18 protein-coding genes and 1 riboswitch are annotated in these 22,796 nt (G+C 54.8%); of the genes, 13 read left to right on the top strand and 5 right to left on the bottom strand.

The genetic code is table 11. From position 1 onward, the window contains the following. The first annotated feature begins 149 nt into the window (after positions 1-149). Positions 150-365, top strand: coding sequence for a 50S ribosomal protein L31 (gene rpmE, locus PAT9B_RS19495; RefSeq protein WP_013510985.1), 216 nt, complete (start codon positions 150-152; stop codon positions 363-365). Positions 366-444: 79 nt separating this feature from the next. Here the strand turns inward: rpmE and metJ are convergent, their stop codons facing one another. Continuing rightward, positions 445-762, bottom strand: a complete 318-nt coding sequence (gene metJ, locus PAT9B_RS19490; RefSeq protein WP_013510984.1) for a met regulon transcriptional regulator MetJ — start codon at positions 760-762, stop codon at positions 445-447. A 277-nt stretch (positions 763-1,039) separates the two neighbouring features. Here metJ and metB point away from each other — a divergent pair, with 277 nt between their 5' ends. The 3 genes from metB (at position 1,040) to metF (ending at position 5,752) form a co-directional block, all read left to right on the top strand. After that, positions 1,040-2,200 carry a cystathionine gamma-synthase gene (gene metB, locus PAT9B_RS19485; protein WP_013510983.1) on the top strand — a complete coding sequence of 387 codons (1,161 nt, stop codon included), beginning with the start codon at positions 1,040-1,042 and terminating at the stop codon, positions 2,198-2,200. Positions 2,201-2,202: 2 nt separating this feature from the next. Beyond that, positions 2,203-4,638, top strand: coding sequence for a bifunctional aspartate kinase/homoserine dehydrogenase II (locus PAT9B_RS19480; protein WP_013510982.1), 2,436 nt, complete (start codon positions 2,203-2,205; stop codon positions 4,636-4,638). Positions 4,639-4,855: 217 nt separating this feature from the next. After that, positions 4,856-5,752 carry a methylenetetrahydrofolate reductase gene (metF, locus tag PAT9B_RS19475; protein ID WP_013510981.1) on the top strand — a complete coding sequence of 299 codons (897 nt, stop codon included), beginning with the start codon at positions 4,856-4,858 and terminating at the stop codon, positions 5,750-5,752. A gap of 87 nt (positions 5,753-5,839) precedes the next feature. Here the strand turns inward: metF and ppc are convergent, their stop codons facing one another. Both ppc and argE read right to left on the bottom strand, forming a co-directional pair. Then, complete coding sequence (gene ppc, locus PAT9B_RS19470; protein WP_013510980.1) at positions 5,840-8,491, bottom strand: phosphoenolpyruvate carboxylase; 2,652 nt, start codon at positions 8,489-8,491, stop codon at positions 5,840-5,842. A 244-nt stretch (positions 8,492-8,735) separates the two neighbouring features. Continuing rightward, a complete protein-coding gene (gene argE / locus PAT9B_RS19465) occupies positions 8,736-9,884 on the bottom strand; it encodes an acetylornithine deacetylase (RefSeq protein WP_013510979.1) in 1,149 nt (382 codons plus the stop codon). Positions 9,885-10,051: 167 nt separating this feature from the next. Between argE and argC the strand changes: the two genes are divergently transcribed. From argC to oxyR, 5 genes are all read left to right on the top strand, one after another. Further along, complete coding sequence (gene argC, locus PAT9B_RS19460; protein ID WP_013510978.1) at positions 10,052-11,056, top strand: N-acetyl-gamma-glutamyl-phosphate reductase; 1,005 nt, start codon at positions 10,052-10,054, stop codon at positions 11,054-11,056. An 18-nt stretch (positions 11,057-11,074) separates the two neighbouring features. Further along, positions 11,075-11,851 (top strand): acetylglutamate kinase, encoded by a 777-nt coding sequence (gene argB / locus PAT9B_RS19455; RefSeq protein WP_013510977.1) that lies wholly within the window; start codon positions 11,075-11,077, stop codon positions 11,849-11,851. Between the two features lie 24 nt (positions 11,852-11,875). After that, complete coding sequence (locus tag PAT9B_RS19450) at positions 11,876-13,093, top strand: argininosuccinate synthase (protein WP_013510976.1); 1,218 nt, start codon at positions 11,876-11,878, stop codon at positions 13,091-13,093. A gap of 75 nt (positions 13,094-13,168) precedes the next feature. Beyond that, on the top strand, positions 13,169-14,542 hold the full coding sequence (gene argH / locus PAT9B_RS19445) for an argininosuccinate lyase (protein ID WP_013510975.1): 1,374 nt from the start codon (positions 13,169-13,171) through the stop codon (positions 14,540-14,542). A gap of 265 nt (positions 14,543-14,807) precedes the next feature. Further along, positions 14,808-15,725, top strand: coding sequence for a DNA-binding transcriptional regulator OxyR (oxyR, locus tag PAT9B_RS19440; RefSeq protein WP_013510974.1), 918 nt, complete (start codon positions 14,808-14,810; stop codon positions 15,723-15,725). Here the strand turns inward: oxyR and sthA are convergent. Further along, entirely contained in the window at positions 15,708-17,108 is a 1,401-nt protein-coding gene (gene sthA / locus PAT9B_RS19435; protein ID WP_013510973.1) for a Si-specific NAD(P)(+) transhydrogenase, read from the bottom strand. The two genes, oxyR and sthA, sit on opposite strands and share 18 nt — an antisense overlap. Positions 17,109-17,301: 193 nt before the next feature. On the opposite strand from sthA, the gene fabR reads away from it, so the two are divergent. Together fabR and PAT9B_RS19425 are read left to right on the top strand one after the other, a co-directional pair. Then, positions 17,302-17,946, top strand: coding sequence for an HTH-type transcriptional repressor FabR (fabR, locus tag PAT9B_RS19430; RefSeq protein ID WP_013510972.1), 645 nt, complete (start codon positions 17,302-17,304; stop codon positions 17,944-17,946). Between the two features lie 18 nt (positions 17,947-17,964). Continuing rightward, on the top strand, positions 17,965-18,321 hold the full coding sequence (locus PAT9B_RS19425; RefSeq protein WP_013510971.1) for a YijD family membrane protein: 357 nt from the start codon (positions 17,965-17,967) through the stop codon (positions 18,319-18,321). A 32-nt stretch (positions 18,322-18,353) separates the two neighbouring features. Here the strand turns inward: PAT9B_RS19425 and trmA are convergent, their stop codons facing one another. Next, the gene (gene trmA, locus PAT9B_RS19420) at positions 18,354-19,457 is read right to left on the bottom strand and encodes a tRNA (uridine(54)-C5)-methyltransferase TrmA (protein ID WP_013510970.1); all 1,104 of its coding nucleotides are present in this window, start codon (positions 19,455-19,457) and stop codon (positions 18,354-18,356) included. 112 nt (positions 19,458-19,569) lie between these two features. Beyond that, positions 19,570-19,750, top strand: a riboswitch (cobalamin riboswitch). Between the two features lie 68 nt (positions 19,751-19,818). On the opposite strand from trmA, the gene btuB reads away from it, so the two are divergent. Both btuB and murI read left to right on the top strand, forming a co-directional pair. After that, the gene (gene btuB / locus PAT9B_RS19415; RefSeq protein ID WP_013510969.1) at positions 19,819-21,693 is read left to right on the top strand and encodes a TonB-dependent vitamin B12 receptor BtuB; all 1,875 of its coding nucleotides are present in this window, start codon (positions 19,819-19,821) and stop codon (positions 21,691-21,693) included. Next, positions 21,638-22,492: a glutamate racemase gene (gene murI, locus PAT9B_RS19410; protein WP_013510968.1), complete on the top strand. Its 855-nt coding sequence runs from the start codon at positions 21,638-21,640 to the stop codon at positions 22,490-22,492. The genes btuB and murI overlap by 56 nt, the downstream gene beginning before the upstream one ends. The last annotated feature ends 304 nt before the right edge of the window (positions 22,493-22,796 follow it).

The raw sequence follows: 22,796 nt of genomic DNA, 5'->3' as shown, positions 1-22,796 counted from the left end.
TTTGCCAAAAGCGCTCATTTTCTGTATACTACGCCGCCTTTGATGAGAATCGCTCGTCAAAGAGTACACATTAATTGTTCAACCGCGTGTGGTGCTGTGCAGGTTTGGCCTGGCACGGAGAGCGACACGGCCTTTTATGAGGTTCTCCCATGAAACAAGGTATTCACCCGAAATACGAAGCAGTGACCATCACTTGCTCTTGCGGTAACGTGATCAATACTCGCTCTACTATGGCTCACAACCTGAACCTGGACGTGTGCGGCAAATGCCACCCGTTCTACACTGGTAAGCAGCGTGTTGTTGACACCGGTGGCCGTGTTGATCGCTTCAACAAGCGTTTCAGCCTGCCGACCAGCAAGAAATAAGATTTGTTTGTCGTCGACTCTTACGGGAGTCGGCTACAAGAAAAAACCCAGCTTCGGCTGGGTTTTTTTGTTTCTGGCTTCAGTATTCCCAGGTATCGGGATTGATGCCCATCTCACGCATGATCTTCTTCGCTTCTTCCGGGATCTCATCACTACGTTCTTTGCGCAGATCAACATCGTCCGGCAGCGGCTGACCGGTGAAAGCATGCAAAAAGGCTTCGCACAGCAGTTCGCTGTTGGTGGCATGACGCAGGTTATTCACCTGACGACGGGTGCGTTCATCCGTTAAAATTTTCAGCACTTTCAGCGGGATAGATACAGTAATCTTTTTAACCTGCTCGCTCTTCTTACCGTGCTCAGCGTAAGGGCTGATATATTCGCCGTTCCATTCAGCCATGGGTTACCTTAATCAATAAAAGTGGAATGTGGGGAAATCCGTTGATTATGCCCGATTTCTTGGTGCCTGACCCCTGAAAATGCAGGTTTTATGCTTAAACATCACTTTCCCGGAGAAAGCGCGCTGAACACCAGGCGATGACGCGTAATTTTAGCGGGTATTGATGCTTTGCTCAATCTATACGCAAAGACATTTAGATGTCCAGATGTATTGACGTCTATCGTCGGAATGCTATCCTGTGGCCTCTTCTTTTTACTCTTCAGGAACAGTAAGCACCATGACGCGTAAACAGGCAACCATCGCAGTGCGCAGCGGTTTGAATGATGACGAGCAATATGGCTGCGTTGTCCCACCGATTCACCTCTCCAGCACCTATAACTTCCTCGACTTCAACCAGCCACGCGCTCATGACTACTCTCGTCGCGGCAACCCGACGCGTGACGTCGTGCAACGTGCGCTGGCAGAACTGGAAGGTGGCGCAGGCGCGGTATTAACCAATACCGGCATGTCAGCGATTCATCTGGTGACCACGGTGTTCCTGAAACCGGGTGATTTGCTGGTCGCGCCGCACGATTGCTACGGCGGCAGCTACCGCCTGTTCGACAGTCTGAGCAAGCGTGGCGCGTACCGGGTGAAGTTTGTCGATCAGGGCGATAAAGCGGCATTGCAGGCAGCACTGGCGGAAAAACCGAAACTGGTACTGGTCGAAAGCCCCAGCAATCCTTTATTACGCGTGGTGGATATCGCCGCGATTTGCCAGGCAGCACGTGAAGCCGGTGCCATCAGCGTGGTGGATAACACCTTCCTTAGCCCGGCACTGCAAAACCCGCTGGCACTGGGTGCCGATCTGGTGATTCACTCCTGCACCAAATACCTGAACGGCCACTCCGATGTGGTGGCGGGTGCGGTGATTGCCAAAGATCCGGCACTGGCAACGGACCTCGCCTGGTGGGCCAACAATATTGGCGTGACCGGGGCGGCCTTTGACAGTTACCTGCTGCTGCGCGGCTTGCGCACGCTCGGCCCGCGTATGGCGGCAGCACAGCGCAATGCGCTGGCGATTGTTGATTACCTAAAGCAACAACCGCTGGTCAAAAAACTGTATCATCCTTCCCTGCCGGAAAATGCCGGTCACGAGTATGCGGTACGTCAACAGCGCGGTTTTGGCGCCATGTTAAGTTTCGAGCTGGACGCCGACGAAGCGCGCCTGCGCCGTTTCCTCAAAGCGTTGCAGCTGTTCACGCTGGCAGAGTCGCTGGGCGGGGTGGAAAGTCTGATTTCACACACGGCAACCATGACGCATGCTGGCATGTCGGCTGAAGCACGTGCCGCAGCGGGAATTTCCGAAACGTTGCTACGTATTTCTGTCGGAATTGAAGATCACGAAGATTTAATCGCCGATCTGGATAATGCATTCAGGATCGCAGCCGAGGGGTAACCATGACGATTTCAGCAGGCGCGGGAACGCCGACCAGTAAGCAGTTGCATAAATTTGGTGGCAGTAGCCTGGCCGATACCCGTTGCTATCAACGCGTTGCCAGCATTATGGCGGATTATAGCCAGCCGGGCGATTTGATGGTGGTTTCAGCCGCAGGCAGCACCACCAACCAACTGATCAGTTGGCTCAAGCTGAGTCAGAGCGATCGGTTGTCAGCGCATCAGGTGCAACAGGCGTTACGGCGTTTCCACAGCGAGCTGATTGCGTCGCTGTTACCGGCTGAAATCGCAGAAACCCTCACCGCAACCTTTATTCGTGATCTGGAAAAGTTGGCGGCGCTGCTGGATGGCACCATTAATGATGCAGTCTACGCCGAGGTAGTAGGACACGGTGAAGTCTGGTCGGCACGGCTGATGGCGGCGGTGCTGAGCCAGCGCGATATCGAAGCGGTTTGGCTGGATGCCCGCGATTTTCTGCGTGCGGAACGTGCTGCGCAGCCGCAGGTTGATGAAGGCAAATCCTGGCCGCTGTTGCAGGCCCTGCTGACACAGCATCCCCATAAGCGTCTGGTGGTGACCGGTTTTATCAGCCGCAATGACGCCGGTGAAACGGTGCTGCTGGGCCGTAACGGCTCCGACTATTCAGCGACCCAGATTGGCGCGCTGGCTGGTGTCGGGCGCGTCACGATCTGGAGCGATGTGGCCGGGGTGTACAGCGCTGACCCGCGTAAGGTATCAGACGCTTGCCTGTTGCCGTTACTGCGTCTGGATGAGGCGAGCGAACTGGCGCGCCTCGCCGCGCCGGTGCTGCATACCCGCACCTTGCAGCCGGTGTCGAACAGCGATATCGACCTGCAATTGCGTTGTAGCTATCAGCCGGAGCAAGGCTCAACGCGCATTGAGCGCGTACTGGCCTCGGGCACAGGTGCACGTATTGTGACCAGCCATGATGATGTCTGCTTGATTGAGATCCAGATTCCCAACAATCATGATTTTGCCACGCTGAACAAAGAAATTGATCTGCTGCTGAAGCGCGCGCAGTTGCGCCCGCTGGCGGTAGGCACTCATCCTGATCGGCAGTTGCTGCAACTGTGCTACACCTCGGAAGTGGTGAACAGTGCCTTTAACCTGTTACAGGACGCCGCGCTACCGGGCCATCTGCAACTGCGCGATGGCTTAGCATTGGTGGCGTTGGTGGGAGCCGGTGTCACGCGTAACCCGCTGCACAGCCATCGCTTCTGGCAGCAAATTAAAGATCAGCCGGTCGAGTTTGTCTGGCAGTCAGAAGAACATATCAGCATCGTGGCGGTGCTGCGTGTTGGTCCTACCCAGCATGTGATTCAGGGACTGCATCAGTCATTGTTCCGTGCCGAAAAACGTATTGGCCTGATGCTGTTCGGCAAAGGCAACATCGGCTCTCGCTGGCTGGAGCTGTTTGCGCGGGAGCAGGAGACGCTGTCGGCGCGTACCGGATTCGAATTTGTGCTGGCAGGCGTGGCAGACAGTCGCCGTAGCCTGTTAAGTTACGACGGCCTTGATGCCAGTCGTGCTCTGGCATTCTTTGATGATGAAGCCGAAGAGCGCGATGAAGAGTCATTGTTCCTGTGGATGTGTGCGCATCCGTTTGATGATTTAGTGGTGCTGGACGTAACCGCCAGTGAGCCGCTGGCGCAGCAGTACCTGGATTTCGCCAGCCACGGCTTCCACGTGATCAGCGCCAACAAGGTAGCCGGTGCGTCGAACAGCCAAAGCTGGCGGCAGATCCGTGATGCTTTTACCAAAACCGGTCGTCACTGGTTGTATAACGCCACTGTCGGCGCAGGCTTGCCGGTGAATCATACCGTGCGGGATTTGCGTGAAAGCGGCGACGCGATTTTGGCCATCAGTGGCATCTTCTCCGGGACGCTTTCCTGGCTGTTTTTGCAGTTTGATGGCACCGTGCCGTTTACCGAACTGGTGGATCAGGCCTGGCAGCAGGGGTTAACCGAACCGGACCCACGCGTTGATCTTTCCGGTCAGGACGTGATGCGTAAGTTGGTGATTCTGGCCCGTGAAGCGGGCTACAACATCGAACCGGATCAGGTGCGGGTGGAGTCGCTGGTGCCTGCCAGCTGCGAAGGTGAATCGATCGATCACTTCTTTGAGAACGCTGATGAGCTGAACGAACAGATGGTTCAGCGGCTGGAAGCGGCGCAGGAGATGGGGCTGGTGTTGCGTTATGTGGCGCGTTTTGATGCCAACGGCAAAGCACGCGTCGGCGTGGAAGCGGTGCGCCCGGAACATCCGCTGGCGGCGCTGCTGCCGTGCGATAACGTGTTCGCCATTGAAAGCCGCTGGTACCGTGACAACCCGCTGGTGATTCGTGGGCCAGGTGCCGGACGTGATGTGACCGCCGGGGCCATCCAGTCGGACATTAACCGCCTCGCACAACTGCTGTAACCTGTCTTACCAGGCAGACGGTGCCAAACCGTCTGCCTGGCTCATCTGCTCCGCGCGATCATGAAACTCCTTCATGTTGGTTGAATATTTGTCACGCCTGTACATTAATTTTCTGTTGACGCCTGACGGCGGATCGTTCATTTTGTGCATCTGGACGTCTAAACGTATGGATGTTCGCAGGCCGCAAATAATCGATGTGTAGAGATGAGGTAACAGGATGAGTTTCTTTCATGCCAATCAGCGCGAAGCGCTGAATCAAAGCCTGGCTGAGCTGAACGGGCAAATAAATGTTTCCTTTGAATTTTTCCCGCCACGTACCAGCGAAATGGAAACCACCCTGTGGAACTCGATCGATCGTCTCAGCAGTCTGAAGCCGAAATTTGTTTCGGTCACCTATGGTGCCAACTCTGGCGAGCGTGACCGTACCCACAGCATCATCAAAGGCATCAAAGAACGTACCGGTCTGGAAGCGGCCCCACATCTGACTTGCATCGACGCCACCCGTGATGAGCTGCGCACCATCGCACGCGACTACTGGGATAGCGGCATTCGTCATATCGTCGCACTGCGCGGGGATTTACCGCCGGGTAGCGGCAAGCCGGAGATGTACGGTTCCGACCTGGTCGAACTGCTGAAGGGCGTGGGCGATTTCGACATCTCCGTCGCGGCGTACCCGGAAGTGCATCCGGAAGCGAAAAGCGCGCAGGCGGATCTGATCAACCTGAAGCGCAAGATTGATGCCGGTGCGAACCGCGCCATTACGCAGTTCTTCTTCGATGTTGAGAGCTACCTGCGCTTCCGCGATCGTTGTGTGGCGACCGGTATCGACGTGGAAATCGTGCCAGGCATTCTGCCGGTCTCCAACTTCAAGCAGCTGCAACGCTTTGCCACCATGACCAACGTGCGTGTGCCGGGCTGGATGAACGCCATGTTTGCCGGTCTGGATGACGACGCGGAGACGCGTAAAATGGTAGGTGCGAACATTGCGATGGATATGGTGAAAATCCTGTCGCGCGAAGGTGTGAAAGATTTTCACTTCTACACCCTGAATCGCGCGGAGATGAGCTACGCGATTTGCCACACACTGGGTGTACGCCCGAGCGTCGCCGTTTGATGCAAGATCACTGAATAAAATAAAAAAGGGGCTGCGGCCCCTTTTTTATTTTCAGCAGGGTGCACATTGATGCGCACCCTGGCCGGGTTAGCCGGTATTACGCATACCCGCTGCGACACCGGCGATGGTCACCATCAGCGCCTGTTCTACGCGCGCATCCGGTTCATCACCACGTTCTTCCTGCGCACGTGAACGATGCAGCAATTCAGCCTGCAACACGTTCAGCGGGTCAGTGTAGACGTTACGCAGTGCGATGGATTCGGCAATCCACGGCTGATCCGCCATCAGATGCGCATCGTTGGCGATGGTCAGCACGGCTTTGATATCCGCGTCCAGCTGATCACGCAATTGCTGGCCCAGCGGCCACAGAGATTTATCCACCAGGCGCTGATCGTAGTATTCCGCCAGCCACAGGTCAGCTTTCGAGAACACCATTTCCAGCATGCCAAGACGGGTCGAGAAGAATGGCCAGTCGCGGCACATTGTTTCCAGTTGATCCTGATGACCTTGTTCCATGGCTTTCTGGATGGCCGCACCGGCACCCAGCCAGGCAGGCAGCATCAGACGGTTCTGCGTCCAGGCAAAAATCCACGGAATCGCGCGCAGTGACTCCACACCACCGGTAGCACGGCGTTTGGCCGGGCGTGAACCCAGTGGCAGTTTGCCCAGTTCCTGTTCCGGCGTTGCAGAGCGGAAATACGGCACGAAATCAGGATTTTCACGCACATAGCCGCGATACATCGCACAGGAGTGGGCCGACAGACCGTCCATGATGTCGCACCATTCGCTTTTCGGCTCCGGCGGTGGCATCAGGTTGGCTTCGAGAATCGCCCCGGTGTACAGCGACAGACTGGCGATAGTCACTTCCGGCAAGCCGTATTTGAAGCGAATCATCTCACCCTGTTCCGTCACGCGCAGGCCGCCTTTCAGGCTTCCCGGCGGTTGTGACAGCAGCGCTGCGTGCGCCGGTGCACCACCACGGCCAATCGAGCCGCCACGGCCATGGAACAGCGTCAGGGCAATACCGGCTTTTTCACAGGTCTTGATCAATGCGTCCTGCGCCTGATATTGCGCCCAGCTTGCCGCCATCACACCAGCATCTTTCGCAGAGTCAGAATAGCCAATCATCACCATCTGCTTGCCCTGAATAAAGCCGCGATACCAGTCGATGCCCAGTAGTTGGCTCATGACGTCGTTGGCGTTGTTCAGGTCGTCGAGGGTTTCAAACAGCGGTGCCACCGGCATGGCGTAGGTGATACCGGCTTCTTTCAGCAGCAGGTGGACGGCCAGCACATCGGATGGCACTTTTGCCATGGAGATGACATAAGCGGCAATCGAACCTTGTGGCGCTTCGGCGGCCACTTTACAGGTATCCAGCACTTCGCGGGTATTGTCGCTCGGCTCCCACTGGCGTGGCAGTAGCGGACGTTTGGAGTTCAGTTCACGGATCAGGAACGCCTGTTTGTCGGCTTCTGACCAGCTTTCATAATCACCGAGGCCAAGATAGCGCGTCACTTCGGCAATCGCTTCAGTGTGGCGGGTACTTTCCTGACGCAGGTCGATACGCACCAGCGGTACACCAAAACACTTCACGCGACGCAGCGTATCCAGCAGCTGACCATTGGCGATGATACCCATGCCGCATTGTTGCAGTGACTGGTAGATGGCAAACAGCGGTTGCCACAGTTGGTCGTTGGATACCAGCAGATCCGCCGGACGCGGTAAACGCTCGCCCTTTAGACGACGTTCCAGGAAAGCCTGGGTGCTCATCAACTGGCTGCGGATACGTTTCAGAATCACGCGGTAAGGTTCCAGCGCTTCCGGGTCACCACAGAGTTCACGTACTTCGTCGCTGCACTCGGACATCGACAGCTCAGATATCAGCACGCCGACATCGCGCAGGAACAGGTCGGCGGCTTTCCAGCGGCCCAGTTGCATCGCCTGGCGCGTGATGCTGGCGGTGACGTTCGGGTTGCCGTCGCGGTCACCGCCCATCCAGGAGGTAAACTGCACCGGGACAAAATCCACCGGCAGTCGCATACCAAAGGTCTCTTCGACCTGCTCATTCAGCTCACGCAGGAACGCCGGTACGCCTTCCCACAGGCTGTTTTCTACCACCGCAAAGCCCCATTTGGCTTCATCGACCGGGGTCGGACGATATTTACGAATTTCATCGGTGTGCCAGGCCTGAGCAACCAGCTGGCGCAGACGACGCATCACCTGGTTGTATTCATATTCGGTGATATCGCTATGGTCGAGCTGTTGCAGACAGCTGTTCACCTCGACCAGTTTGTGAATCAGGGTCCGACGGGTAATCTCAGTCGGGTGCGCCGTCAGCACCAGTTCCAGCGACAGCGATTCAATCGCCGCACGGATATCGCTTTCATTCAGATCTTTCTGCTGCTTCAGGCGATCGAAGGTGCTTTTCAGCAGCTCCGGGTGGTTAGCACCTTCGCCGCTGCGCGCAATGGTCTGATACTGTTCTGCCACGTTGGTAAGATTCAGGAACTGACTGAATGCACGTGCGACCGGCAGCAACTCGTCATTGGACAGGTTTTGCAGCGTCGACAGCAGTTCCTTACGATGAGTGTCATTTCCGGCACGGGATGACTTAGAGAGTTTGCGGATGGTCTCCACCTTATCGAGGATGTTCTCTCCCAGTGCATCCTTTATCGTATCCCCGAGCAGTTTGCCGAGCATACTGACATTACTTCGCATTGCGGAATATTGTTCGTTCATGTGACCCTGACACCCTTATCGTCTTTTTAATTCATATACCCAACGGGCATAACTTCGTCTTTTATCTAGCCACGTATCGCTCTGTTCGTCAATTGCCTTAAACTGACGAAATTTCGCTGCTAAATGCTGGAAATTCAAAGAATTTAACGGGAGCGAAGCGAGATAAGTTATTCTTATTATCAAATCCCGAACATTGACGGGGCATTTTGCTGATTAAACAGTGAAATGCCCCATCTGTTACTCATCAATGGCAAAAGTGATGAACAACCTGCGTGATAAGCGCATGAGTCGGCTTAATAAATGCGGTATCAATAAACTCGTCCGGTTGATGGGCCTGATTGATCGAACCTGGGCCTAACACCAGCGTCGGGCAAAGTTGCTGAATAAACGGCGCTTCGGTGCAGTAGTTCACCACTTCGGTCGGCGTGCCCAGCAGTTTCTCCACCACTTTTACCAGTTCATGATCGACCGGACACTCGTAACCTGGAATCGGTGGGTGCAGCTCGCCGACGGTTAAACGACCCGGCCAACGCTCACTCACCGGGGCCAGCGCGTCATTCAGCAGGCCATCCAGATCGCTGAGGGTTAACCCCGGCAGTGGACGAATATCCATATGCAGTTCGCAGCAGGCGCAAATGCGGTTAGCCGCATCGCCACCATGAATATGACCAAAGTTCATAGTTGGGTAAGGAATGGCGAAACCATCATGGTTATAACGCGTTTTCAGCGTATTACGCAGCTGCATCAGTTGGGTGATGGATTCATGCATCAATTCGATGGCGTTCACCCCGCGTGACGGATCGCTGGAGTGGCCTGACTGCCCCTGAATACGAATCACATTGGAGAGATGGCCTTTGTGCGCACGAACCGGTTTCAGTGAGGTCGGTTCACCGATGATGGCGCAATCCGGACGCAGTTGGGTGGATTCAGCAAAATACTTCGCACCCGCCATGGTGGTTTCTTCGTCGGCCGTGGCGAGAATGTAGAGCGGTTTGTTCAGTTTGGTCACGTCAACGTCACGCAGCGCATCCAGAATGAAGGCAAAGAAGCCTTTCATATCTGCCGTTCCTAAACCGTAAAGCTTGTTGTCGTGTTCAGTCAGGGTAAAGGGATCGCGCGTCCAGCGGCCATCATCGAACGGAACGGTATCGGTGTGACCGGCCAGTAATAAGCCACCGGCACCTGATCCCGTGCGCGCCAGCAGGTTAAATTTATGCCGTGTGCCCGGTACGGGTTGCACTTCTGTATCGAAGCCAAGATCGCGAAACCAGCCCGCCAGCAAATTGATTAAAGTTTCATTGCTCTGATCGAGCGCGGCGTCGGTGGCGCTGATTGATGGTGTGGCAATCAGCTGGCGGTAGAGTTCGATAAAAGGTGGTAATTTTGTCTTCACTGTTGACGGTCCTTGGGTTAGGATGTATCAATATTCATGCATTAATAGTGAATAAAAATACATTAACGTCGTCTGCATGTGAACAGTAAATCGCTGCAAACGGCATCGTGGGCAACGGGGCAAGGCCGCGACCCGGAACGTGTGACTGTAATAAGGTATACAGCCTGATGTTGAATACGCTGATCGTTGGTGCCAGTGGTTACGCTGGCGTAGAGCTTGCCACCTACCTGAATCGCCATCCGCATATGAACATAACCGCTTTAGCGGTTTCAGCGCAAAGCCCGGATGCCGGAAAGTTACTTTCAGACCTGCATCCGCAGTTGAAAGGCATTGTCGACCTGCCGTTGCAGCCGCTGAGCGATGCCGCTGAATGGGCAGGTAAAGTCGATGTGGTGTTCCTCGCCACGGCACATGAAGTCAGCCACGACCTGGCACCGGAATTCCTCAAAGCTGGCTGTGTGGTTTTTGACCTCTCCGGGGCGTTCCGCGTTAACGATGACGCTTTCTATACCCAATATTACGGTTTCAGCCATCAGCATGGCGACTGGCTGGACAAAGCGGTTTACGGCCTGGCGGAATGGCAGCACGAAAAAATTAAAGAAGCCCAACTGGTAGCGGTGCCGGGATGCTACCCGACTGCCTCTCAACTGGCGTTGAAACCGCTGGTAGAAGCGGGCCTGCTGAATCTGGACCAGTGGCCGGTGATCAACGCGACCAGCGGCGTCAGCGGTGCCGGGCGTAAAGCCAGCGTCACCACCAGTTTCTGTGAAGTCAGCCTGCAACCTTATGGCATCTTCAACCATCGTCACCACCCGGAAATTGTCGCCCATCTCGGTACGCCGGTGATTTTTACGCCGCATCTGGGTAACTTCCCGCGTGGCATTCTCGCCACGGTCACCTGCCGCCTGAAACCGGGCGTCAGCGAACAGGATGTGGCGGAAGCTTTCCATAATGCTTACCACGACAAACCGCTGGTGCGTCTGTATAAAAAAGGTGTCCCGGCGCTGAAAGGTGTGGTGGGGCTGCCGTTCTGCGATATCGGTTTTGCCGTGCAGGGTGAGCATGTGATTGTGGTGGCCGCAGAAGATAACCTGCTGAAAGGGGCTTCTTCGCAGGCGGTACAGTGTCTGAATATTCGTTTCGGCTTCCCCGAAACGCTGTCTCTGATTTAACGGGCGAGTAAGTAAACCATGACCAATCCTCTGATTATTAAACTGGGTGGCGTCCTGCTGGATAGCGAAGAAGCGCTGGCCCGCCTGTTTGATGCGCTGCTGGCGTATCGCACCGAATATCAGCGTCCGCTGATTATTGTGCACGGCGGCGGCTGCCTGGTGGATGAGCTGATGAAGAAGCTCGCGCTGCCGGTGAAAAAGAAGAACGGTTTGCGCGTGACGCCAGCCGATCAGATTGACATTATTACGGGTGCCCTGGCGGGTACGGCGAACAAAACCCTGCTCGCCTGGGCGAAGAAATATGGCATCAACGCGGTGGGTCTGTGCCTGGGTGACGCGGGTTTGGTCAATGTTGCGCAGTTTGATGAAGAACTGGGCCACGTGGGTAACGCCACGCCGGGCAATCCTGCTCTGGTTAACACGCTGCTGGGTGCGGGTTATATGCCGGTGATCAGCTCAATCGGGATTACCGACGGTGGCGATCTGATGAACGTCAACGCCGACCAGGCGGCGACCGCGCTGGCGGCGACTATTGGTGCCGACCTGGTGCTGTTGTCAGATGTCAGTGGCATTCTCGACGGTAAAGGCCAGCGCATCGCTGAGATGACGGCAGCGAAAGCCGAACAGCTGATCGCCCAGGGCATTATTACCGATGGCATGATTGTTAAAGTTAACGCAGCGCTGGATGCGGCACGTACCCTGGGTCGCCCGGTGGATATTGCCAGCTGGCGTCATGCGGAACAGCTGCCAACCCTTTTCAACGGCGTGTCGATTGGCACCCGGATTCTCGCTTAACGATACTGATTCAAGGATTACGAAATGCAAACGCAAGGCATCAAAAAAATTGTTCTGGCTTACTCCGGTGGCCTTGATACGTCTGCCATCATTCCATGGCTGAAAGAGAACTACGGCGGCTGTGAAGTGGTGGCCTTCGTGGCGAATATCGGTCAGGACCCGGCTGATCTGGAAGGCGTTGAGAAGAAAGCGCTGCAATCCGGTGCTTCTGAGTGCCATGTGGTTGACCTGCGTGAAGAGTTCATCAGCGACTACGTTTACCCGGTACTGCAGACCGGTGCGCTGTACGAAGGCACCTACCTGCTGGGTACGTCAATGGCGCGTCCGATTATCGCCAAAGCCCAGGTTGAGCTGGCGCTGAAAGTAGGCGCGGATGCGCTGTGCCATGGCGCAACCGGTAAAGGTAACGACCAGGTGCGTTTTGAAACCACCTACACCGCACTGGCTCCGCAGCTGAAAGTGGTTGCGCCGTGGCGTGAATGGAATCTGCGTTCACGTGAAGCACTGCTCGACTACCTGAAAGAACGCAACATCCCGACCACAGCGTCGCTGGAAAAAATCTACAGCCGTGACGAAAACGCCTGGCACATCTCCACCGAAGGTGGCGTGCTGGAAAGCCCGTGGAATGCACCGAACAAAGATTGCTGGGTGTGGACCGTCGATCCGCTGGAAGCACCGGATCAGCCGGAAAACGTCACCGTGACCGTCGAGAAAGGCCGCGTGGTTGGCGTGAACGGCGAGAAACTGAGCCCGTTCGCCTGTCTGGAAAAACTGAACACACTGGGTGCGAAACACGGTGTGGGTCGTATCGACATCGTAGAAAACCGTCTGGTCGGCATCAAATCCCGTGGTTGCTATGAAACCCCGGGCGGCACCATTATGGTCAACGCGCTGCGTGCGGTTGAGCAGTTGGTACTGGATCGCGACAGCTTCAAATGGCGTGAGCAGCTGGGACAGGAGATGTCATACGTGGTTTATGATGGCCGCTGGTTTGCGCCGCTGCGTCAGTCCATCCAGGCAGCAGCGGAGTCACTGGCTGAGCTGGTGAATGGCGAAGTGGTTCTGCAACTCTACAAAGGTCATGCGACGGCGATTCAGAAGAAATCCGTCAACAGCCTGTATTCAGAAGAGTTTGCGACCTTCGGCGAAGACGAAGTGTACGATCACCGTCATGCGGGTGGCTTTATCCGTCTGTTCTCGCTCTCTTCTCGCATCCGTGCGCTGAACGAGCAGAAAAAGTAATTCCGCGCCAACGACACACATTCACAAGGGCGGCTTCGGGCCGCCCTTTGTTTAACAGCATTCAGGAGTATTCAGATGGCACTTTGGGGTGGACGCTTTACCCAGGCAGCAGACCAACGGTTCAAACAATTCAATGACTCGCTGCGTTTCGACTATCGCCTGGCAGAGCAGGACATCATCGGTTCTGTCGCTTGGTCAAAAGCGCTGGTTACGGTCAATGTACTGAGCAGCGACGAACAGCAGCAGCTGGAAGCCGCATTGCAGGCATTGCTGGCTGAAGTGCGTGCGAATCCGCAGCAGATTCTGCAAAGTGATGCCGAAGATATCCACAGTTGGGTCGAAGGCAAGCTGATCGACAAAGTCGGTGCGTTAGGTAAAAAGCTGCATACTGGCCGTAGCCGCAACGACCAGGTCGCGACCGATCTGAAACTGTGGTGCAAAGAGCAGGTTGCGGTGCTGCTGGATGCCACGCGTGAGCTGCAAAAAGCGTTGGTTGTTACCGCAGAAGCCAATCAGGATGCAGTGATGCCGGGTTATACCCACCTGCAACGCGCCCAGCCGGTGACCTTTGCGCACTGGTGTCTCGCCTATGTCGAAATGCTGGCGCGTGATGAAAGCCGTTTACAGGATACGCTGAAGCGCCTCGACGTCAGCCCACTGGGTTGCGGCGCGCTGGCGGGTACGGCCTACGAGATCGATCGTCAGCAACTGGCGGGCTGGTTAGGCTTCGCCTCTGCCACCCGTAACAGCCTTGATACCGTTTCTGACCGCGATCACGTGCTGGAGCTGCTGTCTGATGCCTCGATCGGCATGGTGCATCTGTCGCGCTTTGCTGAAGACATGATTTTCTTCAACACCGGTGAAGCGGGCTTTGTCGAGCTGTCGGACAAAGTGACTTCCGGTTCCTCACTGATGCCGCAGAAGAAAAACCCGGATGCGCTGGAGCTGATCCGTGGCAAATGTGGCCGTGTGCAGGGTGCACTGACCGGCATGATGATGACGCTGAAAGGCTTGCCGCTGGCGTACAACAAAGATATGCAGGAAGACAAAGAAGGGCTGTTTGACGCGCTCGACACCTGGCTGGACTGTCTGCATATGTCGGTACTGGTGCTGGATGGCATCCAGGTGAAACGTCCGCGCTGCCAGGAAGCGGCAGAGCAGGGTTATGCCAACTCTACCGAGCTGGCGGATTACCTGGTCGCTAAAGGCGTGCCGTTCCGCGAAGCACACCATATCGTTGGTGAAGCGGTGGTGGAAGCGATTAAGCAGGGCGTAGCGCTGGAAGCGTTAAGCCTGGCGCAACTGCAGCAGTTCAGCGCGACGATTGAAGAAGATGTCTATCCGATTCTGTCACTGCAATCGTGCCTGGATAAGCGTAACGCCCGTGGTGGCGTGGCACCTCAGCAGGTCGCGCTGGCGATTCAGGAAGCGCAGCAGCGTCTGAAATAAGCCACGAAAAAAAAGCGGGCTATATATAGCCCGCCAACCTCTAGCTTCGGAATTTCATTATTTTATAGGCACATCATCAAAGGGCTGGCACTCCGGCCAACTCAGTGATTTATCAGACTGATTGCAGGTGTTACTCCGTACTCTTTCAGCCTTTTTTCATATTGCTTCAGATGGCACGTATTATTCCTGTCAGTGGCTTGATAGGGCTAATCGTTCATTGCTATTCTATCTATCGCCACGGGCTATCGTGGTTCGGAGGATATCAATGAACATTCGTGATCTGGAGTATCTGGTATCGCTTGCGGAGCATCGTCATTTCCGCCGTGCAGCGGATGCCTGCCATGTCAGTCAGCCAACGTTGAGCGGACAAATTCGTAAGCTGGAAGATGAACTGGGTGTGATGCTGCTGGAGCGCACCAGCCGTAAGGTGTTGTTTACCCAGGCGGGGTTGCTGCTGGTGGATCAGGCGCGTACTGTGCTGCGTGAAGTGAAGGTACTGAAGGAGATGGCCAGCCAGCAGGGCGAAACGATGTCCGGGCCACTGCATATCGGTCTTATCCCCACCACCGGTCCTTATCTGTTGCCGCATATTATCCCGATGCTGCATCAGACCTTTCCCAAGCTTGAGATGTATCTGCACGAAGCGCAGACGCAGCAACTGTTGGCACAGCTCGACAGCGGCAAGCTCGATTGCGCCATTCTGGCGCTGGTGAAAGAGAGCGAAGCCTTTATCGAGGTGCCGCTGTTTGATGAGCCGATGAAGCTGGCGATCTATGAGGATCATCCGTGGCACGATCGCGATCGTGTTCCGATGTCGGATCTGGCGGGTGAAAAGCTGCTGATGCTGGAAGATGGTCACTGTTTGCGTGATCAGGCAATGGGTTTCTGCTTTGAAGCTGGAGCGGATGAAGACACCCATTTCCGCGCCACCAGTCTGGAAACGCTGCGTAACATGGTTGCTGCGGGAAGTGGCATCACCTTATTACCGTCGCTGGCGGTGCCAAATCAACGCGTGCGTGACGGCGTCTGCTATCTGCCGTGTTATAAACCCGTGCCGCAACGCACCATCGCGCTGGTGTATCGCCCGGGATCGCCTCTGCGCAGCCGCTATGAGCAGCTGGCAGAAGCGATTAAGACCCATATGCAGGCTTATCTCGATAACACGTTAAAACAGGCGGTTTAAGCCGTTTAACGCCGCAACGCGATAGGCTTCGGCCATCGTGGGATAGTTAAAGGTGGTATTCACGAAATATTCAATCGTGTTACCGCCATTTTTCTGTTCCATGATGGCCTGACCGATATGAATGATCTCTGCTGCACGCTCACCAAAGCAATGAATGCCCAGGATTTCTTTGGTTTCCCGGTGGAACAGAATCTTCAAACTTCCCACATTCATGCCGACAATCTGCGCGCGCGCCAAGTGTTTAAACTGCGCACGTCCCACTTCATACGGCACTTTCATCGCGGTCAGCTGTTGTTCGGTTTTCCCGACGGAACTGATCTCCGGAATGGTGTAAATCCCGGTGGGGATATCTTCAATCAGATGCGCGGTCGCTTCACCTTTCATGATCGCCTGGGCAGCGATACGCCCTTGATCATAGGCCGCTGAGGCCAGGCTCGGATAGCCAATCACGTCACCGACCGCATAGATATGCGGCTGTGCTGTCTGGTACATGCTGTTGACCTTCAGCAGACCGCGACCATCAGCTTCCAGACCGACATTTTCCAGCGCCAGTGAATCGGTATTACCGGTTCGGCCGTTGGCGTACAGCAGACAATCTGCCTTCACCTTTTTGCCGGATTTGAGGTGCATGATGACGCCATCGTTCACACCTTCAATCTTCTCAAACTCTTCGTTGTGACGAATCACCACGCCGCTGTTCCAGAAGTGGTAGGACAGCGAATCTGACATCTCCTGGTCGAGGAATGCCAGCAGGCGATCGCGGGTGTTGATCAGGTCAACCTTGACGTTCAGTCCACGGAAGATCGAGGCGTATTCACAGCCGATCACCCCGGCACCGTAGATAATCACGTGGCCCGGCTCATGGTGCAGATTGAGAATTGAATCGGAGTCATAAATACGTGGGTGGGTGAAATCGACATCGGCCGGGTGATAGGGGCGCGATCCACAGGCAATCACAAATTTCTCTGCGGTTAAGCGCTCGCGGGTACCGTCCGGTTGTTCCACTTCGATGGTGTTGGCATCGACAAAATGCGCATCGCCCTGATACAGCTCACAACGGTTACGTTCGTAAAAGCCCTGCCGCATCGCGGTTTGTTGGCTAATCACGTTTTCCGTGTGGTTGAGGATATCCGCAAAAGAGGAACGCAGAAGCCGGGTATGATCACTGTAGAGGGGATTTTGATTGAACTCGATAATACGGCTGACAGCATGACGCAACGCTTTGGAGGGGATAGTGCCCCAGTGAGTACAACCGCCGCCGATGTTATGGTAGCGTTCGATCACCGCAATGCGCGCTCCCTGCTTCACCAGCCCCATGGCCGCACCTTCACCGCCCGGACCGGAGCCAATCACAATGGCATCGTAATCGTAAGACTTTTGCATACCAGTACGTCCTATGTTTCTATACATTTTTACAACGAGATTCTAACATCTCGCCGCGCACTTCTGAATTCTAACAGCGATTTTTGCCCACTTTTGACAAAGCGTGAGGTTAACAGGCGGTCACAAACTTTGCGCCGCTGTACGCTGAAAAGTTTGTTATAGTGCCTGCCTGATTACTCACAAGGCAGAGAGAATGGGCGTCAGAGCGCAACAAAAAGAACGTACAAGACGTTCACTGATTGAAGCCGCCTTCAGTCAGCTAAGTGCAGAAAGGAGTTTTGCCAGCCTGAGTTTGCGTGAAGTTGCGCGTGAAGCCGGTATTGCGCCCACCTCGTTTTATCGTCACTTCCGGGATGTGGATGAACTGGGTTTGACGATGGTTGATGAAAGCGGTCTGATGCTGCGCCAACTCATGCGTCAGGCACGCCAGCGCATTGCCAAAGGTGGCAGCATTATTAAAACTTCTGTTGCAACTTTTATGGAGTTCATCGGGAACAATCCCAACGCTTTTCGTCTCTTACTACGCGAGCGCTCCGGAACCTCGGCGGCGTTTCGTGCTGCCGTCGCGCGAGAAATTCAGCACTTTATTGCCGAGCTGGCGGATTATCTTGAGCTGGAAAACCGCATGCCGCGCAGTTTTACCGAAGCACAGGCCGAAGCGATGGTCACCATTGTGTTCAGTGCCGGTGCGGAAGCGCTGGATGTGGATATTGAACAGCGTCGCAAGCTGGAAGACCGTCTGGTGCTGCAGCTGCGGATGATCGCCAAAGGTGCTTATTATTGGTATCGCCGGGAGCAGGAACGGCTGGCGGTAACACTGGAAAAACCCGAAGAGTAATGTGATAAGGATAATGAAATGATTGAGCAAAACCCCCGCGATAAAGGAACGCTTTTACTGGCTTTTATCACCGGTTTAGCCATCAACGGCTCCTTTTCGGTGCTGTTCAGTGCATTTGTACCCTTTTCGATTTTTCCGCTGATCGCGCTTGGCCTGGCGGCCTGGTGCCTGCATCAGCGTTATCTGAACCGCAATATGCCGGAAGGCATGCCGTCACTGGCGGCGGCGTTTTTCCTGTTGGGGATTCTGGTCTACAGCGCCTTGGTGCGCGCGGAGTACCCGGATATTGGTTCTAACTTTATCCCCACCATCCTGATGGTGGCGCTGGTGTTCTGGATTGCGACACGCTTTAAGCGACCGAAGAACAAGAATTAAAAAAACGGGAACCCCAGGGTTCCCGTTTTTCATTATGCTTTGCGTGTGAGCAGTACGCCGCTTTCCATATGATGGGTATAGGGGAACTGATCAAACAACGCCAGACGGGCGACCTCATGGGTTTCCGCCAGGGTTGCGAGGTTATCGCACAGCGTCTGCGGATTGCAGGAGATATAGAGGATACGCGGGTAAGCCTGCACCATTTTGACCGTTTCGGCATCCAGCCCACTTCGCGGCGGATCGACGAAAATGGTTTCACATTGATAACTTTGCAGGTCAATGCCTTCCAGTCGATTAAAGCTCCGCACGCCATTCATCGCTTGGGTGAACTCTTCTGCCGCCATACGAATGATTTGTACGTTATCAATGTGGTTGGCGGCGATATTGAACTGTGCGGCGGCTACTGAAGGTTTGGCAATTTCCGTGGCGAGTACGCGACGGAAATTACGCGCCAGCGCCAGTGAAAAGTTCCCGTTGCCGCAATACAGTTCCAGCAGGTCGCCGCGCGCGTTTTGCGTGACATCCAGCGCCCACTCCAGCATTTGAATGTTCATGGCGGCATTCGGCTGGGTAAAACTGTTCTCTACCTGACGATAAATCATCTCTTTGCCCGCCACCGGCAGGCGTTCATCAATGTAATCGCGGTCGAGACAGATTTTCGTCTTGGTGGCGCGGCCAATCAGCTGTACATCAAAACCTTCGGCGCGTAGCGCGTCACGTAATGCGCTGGCCGCCAGCTGCCACTCCTCTTCCAGTTTGCGGTGGTAGAGCAGGGAAATGACGATCTGATTGCTCAGGGTCGACAGGTAATCAATCTGGAACAATTTATGGCGCAGTGCACGGTTATCACGGATCGCGTTGATCATTTTGGGCATCAGTTGGTTGATCAACGCGCTGGCTGCGGGAAATTGATCGACGCGAATACGCTGTTTGGTCTGCTGATCAAAGATGATGTGATACAGATCGTCGCCATCGTGCCAGATGCGGAATTCGGCACGCATGCGGTAGTGACTGACCGGTGAACGGAACACCTCCACCTCTGGCGCAGCAAACGGTGCCATCATCGCCTGTAAACGGCTGACTTTTTCTGCCAGTTGCGCGTCATATTGTTCAATCGGGAGCTGTTCGGGTGTCATCTTCAATCCTGGTAATAAGCCTGCTTGCCGGGCGATTGTAGGCATTCGACTGCTGATGTCCAGCCTTGTGCAAAAGAAGATGGCTGGAAGTCTGGATTTCTGGCCTTCTTGTCCGTAGACTGCGACGGCCGGCCTCCTTGAGTTAAAAGGGAATCCAGTGAGAACCTGGAGCTGACGCGCAGCGGTAAAGAATGTCGTGGTGATTGCTGATGCAGACACTGTCCTGCGGGATGGGAAGTCTTCACCATTTATGATTCTCAGCCCGAAGACCTGCCGGTGTGACGTCGCAACTCGTACGGTCATCGCGTGCTATCGATCGTATGCCTGCGGCATCCTGCTTTGTCTTTTGGATGCTAAAACAATGAAAAAAACACATGCTTCGCTGTTTGCCTTTAGCGCAACGGCGATGTCCCTCTGGGCGCAATTTGGCTATGCCCAGCAGGATGATGATACGCAAATCGTTACCGCTAACCGTTTTTCACAGCCGGTTTCTTCCGTGCTGGCACCCACCACAGTTGTTACCCGGGAAGACATTGACCGCTGGCAGGCAAAAAGCCTCACGGATGTCATGCGTCGCTTGCCGGGCGTCGACATTGCGCAAAACGGGGGCATGGGCCAAAGCAGCTCCATGTTTATTCGAGGCACCAACTCCAACCACGTGCTGATTCTGATTGACGGCATTCGTCTGAATCAGGCGGGTATTTCCGGTTCATCCGATCTCAGCCAGATTCCACTCTCGCTGGTACAGCGCATCGAATATATTCGTGGTGCGCGTTCGGCGGTGTATGGTTCCGACGCGATCGGCGGTGTGGTCAACATCATCACTGGCCGGGATAAAAACGGCACCACGCTGACCGCAGGTGTCGGGTCGAAAGGCTACCAGAGCTACGATGGCTCGACCCAGCAACAACTGGGTGATGCGACGAAGCTGACCCTGGCGGGCAACTACACCTACACCAAAGGCTACGATGTGGTGGCAAACCTGCCCGACATCTATGGCGATCCGGCGCAGAAAGATCGCGACGGTTTTATGAGCAAAACCTTGTATGGTTCGCTGGAGCATCAGTTTAGCGACCAGTTCAGCGGCTTCGTTCGTGGTTATGGCTTTGACAACCGCACGGCTTATGATGGCTATCCCACTTATGTGGAACCCAACACCTTTGTTGATACCCGTCAGCTCTACAGCCAGACTTGGGATACCGGACTGCGCTTTAATCAGGGCATCTATTCTTCACAGCTGATCGCCAGCTACAGCCATACCAAGGATTACAACTACAGTCCTCAGCTGGGCAAATATGATGCCACGGCGTCGCTGGATGATGTTCAGCAGTACAACCTGCAATGGGGCAACTCGGTGCAGGTGGGACAGGGTACGGTGAGCGGCGGTGTTGATTGGCAGAAACAAACCTCTGAACCCGGCACGAATTCCACCGTGGAAGGCCAGGAACAACGTAATACCGGCATCTACGCCACCGCGCAGCAGCAGTTGGGTAGCGTGACGCTGGAAGGCGCGGTGCGCGGCGATGACAACAACGCGTTTGGTTGGCATAACACCTGGCAGAGTAGCGCCGCCTGGGAATTTGTTGATGGCTATCGCGTGTTTGCCTCTTACGCTACCGCCTATAAAGCGCCGAATCTGGCTCAGCTTTATAGCCAGACTTATGGCAATCCGAACCTGAAACCGGAAGAGAGCAAGCAGTGGGAAAGCGGTTTTGAAGGCTTAACCGGGCCGGTGAACTGGCGTGTGTCGGGCTATCGCAACGACATTGATAACCTGATTGATAGCGATCCGACCACCTACGTTTACTACAACATCGATAAAGCCCGTATCAAAGGTGTGGAAGCGACGGCGTCTTTCGATACCGGTCCGCTGAGCCATACGATTTCTTATGACTATGTTGACGCGCGTAATGCTGAGACTAATCAGCAATTGTTGCGCCGTGCGAAGCAGCAGGTGAAATACCAGCTCGACTGGACGGTCTTCAATTTTGACTGGTCGATCACCTATCACTACCTCGGTGAGCGTTACGACAACGATTACAACCATTCCTATACGACGCAGCGCATTAAATTGGGCGGCGTCAGTTTATGGGATCTGGCGGTATCGTATCCGGTCACCTCTCAGCTCACCGTTCGTGGTAGAATTGCCAACCTGTTCGATAAAGACTACGAGACAGTGTATGGCTACCAAACTCCAGGAACGGAGTACTACCTCAGCGCCAGCTACAGCTTCTGATCTGCGTCCCACCGTGCTGGTTTTTGACTCCGGCGTCGGTGGGCTCTCCGTCTATGAGGAGATTCGACAATTGCTGCCGAATCTCCATTATCTTTACGCCTTCGATAATGAAGGTTTCCCTTACGGTGAAAAAACCGAAACCTATATTGTTGATCGTGTTGTTTCGATCGTTGAGGCGATTACGCAGCACTTTCCCCTGGCGCTGGTGGTGATTGCCTGTAACTCAGCCAGTACGGTTTCTTTACCTGCACTGCGTGCGAAGTTTGACTTCCCGGTGGTCGGGGTAGTGCCCGCGATAAAACCCGCAGCACGCTTAACGCGTAATGGCGTGGTGGGGCTACTGGCGACCCGTGGCACGGTGAAACGTCCTTATACCCATGAACTGGTGGCGCAATTCGCCCGTGAATGCCAAATCAAGATGTTGGGTTCCGCAGAGCTGGTCGAGCTGGCCGAGGCGAAGCTCCACGGTGAAGAGGTGCTGCTGGACGATGTGCGTCGTGTGGTGCAACCCTGGCTACGCATGAAGGAGCCGCCAGATACGGTGGTGTTGGGCTGTACTCATTTTCCGTTGTTGCGCGATGAGTTGCAGTTGGTGTTGCCGGAAGGAACGCGACTGGTGGATTCCGGCGCAGCGATTGCGCGTCGTACCGCCTGGCTACTGGAGCATGCTGCTCCTGTGGCACTTTCTGATGCGCCTAACATGGCGTTTTGCACGCGGATGGATGAAGAAGTGCTGCAATTATCACCGGTTCTACAGCGTTATGGCTTCCCATTGATGGAAAAACTGGCACTTTTGTGATGTTTCGTTGAAAAAAACAGCACTCAGAAATTAATTTGCATTTAGCGCTTGTCAGCCTCAAAGAACTCCCTATAATGCGCCTCCACTGACACGGAACAACGGCTTACGAAGTAACGTGTTAGCGAGGTGGCCTTAAGTGGCAACCTTCAGAAAAGCAAAAATAAATGCTTGACTGAAAACGCGGAAAGCGTAATATACGCAACCCGCGCCACACGAGAAATGTGGCACTGCTCTTTAACAATTTATCAGACAATCTGTGTGGGCACTCGCAGGATTGATATCAAAAGTCTACGGACTTAAAAAA

This window comes from Pantoea sp. At-9b, assembly GCF_000175935.2.
Lineage (GTDB): Bacteria > Pseudomonadota > Gammaproteobacteria > Enterobacterales > Enterobacteriaceae > Pantoea.
This window is presented reverse-complemented; position numbering and strand designations above follow the sequence as displayed.

What these genes read in the sequence shown, in the direction of transcription:
- rpmE (WP_013510985.1), top strand. Translation starts at nt 150, where the DNA reads ATGAAACAAGGTATTCACCCGAAATACGAAGCAGTGACCATCACTTGC.
- metJ (WP_013510984.1), bottom strand. Translation starts at nt 762, where the DNA reads ATGGCTGAATGGAACGGCGAATATATCAGCCCTTACGCTGAGCACGGT.
- metB (WP_013510983.1), top strand. Translation starts at nt 1,040, where the DNA reads ATGACGCGTAAACAGGCAACCATCGCAGTGCGCAGCGGTTTGAATGAT.
- PAT9B_RS19480 (WP_013510982.1), top strand. Translation starts at nt 2,203, where the DNA reads ATGACGATTTCAGCAGGCGCGGGAACGCCGACCAGTAAGCAGTTGCAT.
- metF (WP_013510981.1), top strand. Translation starts at nt 4,856, where the DNA reads ATGAGTTTCTTTCATGCCAATCAGCGCGAAGCGCTGAATCAAAGCCTG.
- ppc (WP_013510980.1), bottom strand. Translation starts at nt 8,491, where the DNA reads ATGAACGAACAATATTCCGCAATGCGAAGTAATGTCAGTATGCTCGGC.
- argC (WP_013510978.1), top strand. Translation starts at nt 10,052, where the DNA reads ATGTTGAATACGCTGATCGTTGGTGCCAGTGGTTACGCTGGCGTAGAG.
- argB (WP_013510977.1), top strand. Translation starts at nt 11,075, where the DNA reads ATGACCAATCCTCTGATTATTAAACTGGGTGGCGTCCTGCTGGATAGC.
- PAT9B_RS19450 (WP_013510976.1), top strand. Translation starts at nt 11,876, where the DNA reads ATGCAAACGCAAGGCATCAAAAAAATTGTTCTGGCTTACTCCGGTGGC.
- argH (WP_013510975.1), top strand. Translation starts at nt 13,169, where the DNA reads ATGGCACTTTGGGGTGGACGCTTTACCCAGGCAGCAGACCAACGGTTC.
- oxyR (WP_013510974.1), top strand. Translation starts at nt 14,808, where the DNA reads ATGAACATTCGTGATCTGGAGTATCTGGTATCGCTTGCGGAGCATCGT.
- sthA (WP_013510973.1), bottom strand. Translation starts at nt 17,108, where the DNA reads ATGCAAAAGTCTTACGATTACGATGCCATTGTGATTGGCTCCGGTCCG.
- fabR (WP_013510972.1), top strand. Translation starts at nt 17,302, where the DNA reads ATGGGCGTCAGAGCGCAACAAAAAGAACGTACAAGACGTTCACTGATT.
- PAT9B_RS19425 (WP_013510971.1), top strand. Translation starts at nt 17,965, where the DNA reads ATGATTGAGCAAAACCCCCGCGATAAAGGAACGCTTTTACTGGCTTTT.
- trmA (WP_013510970.1), bottom strand. Translation starts at nt 19,457, where the DNA reads ATGACACCCGAACAGCTCCCGATTGAACAATATGACGCGCAACTGGCA.
- btuB (WP_013510969.1), top strand. Translation starts at nt 19,819, where the DNA reads ATGAAAAAAACACATGCTTCGCTGTTTGCCTTTAGCGCAACGGCGATG.
- murI (WP_013510968.1), top strand. Translation starts at nt 21,638, where the DNA reads ATGGCTACCAAACTCCAGGAACGGAGTACTACCTCAGCGCCAGCTACA.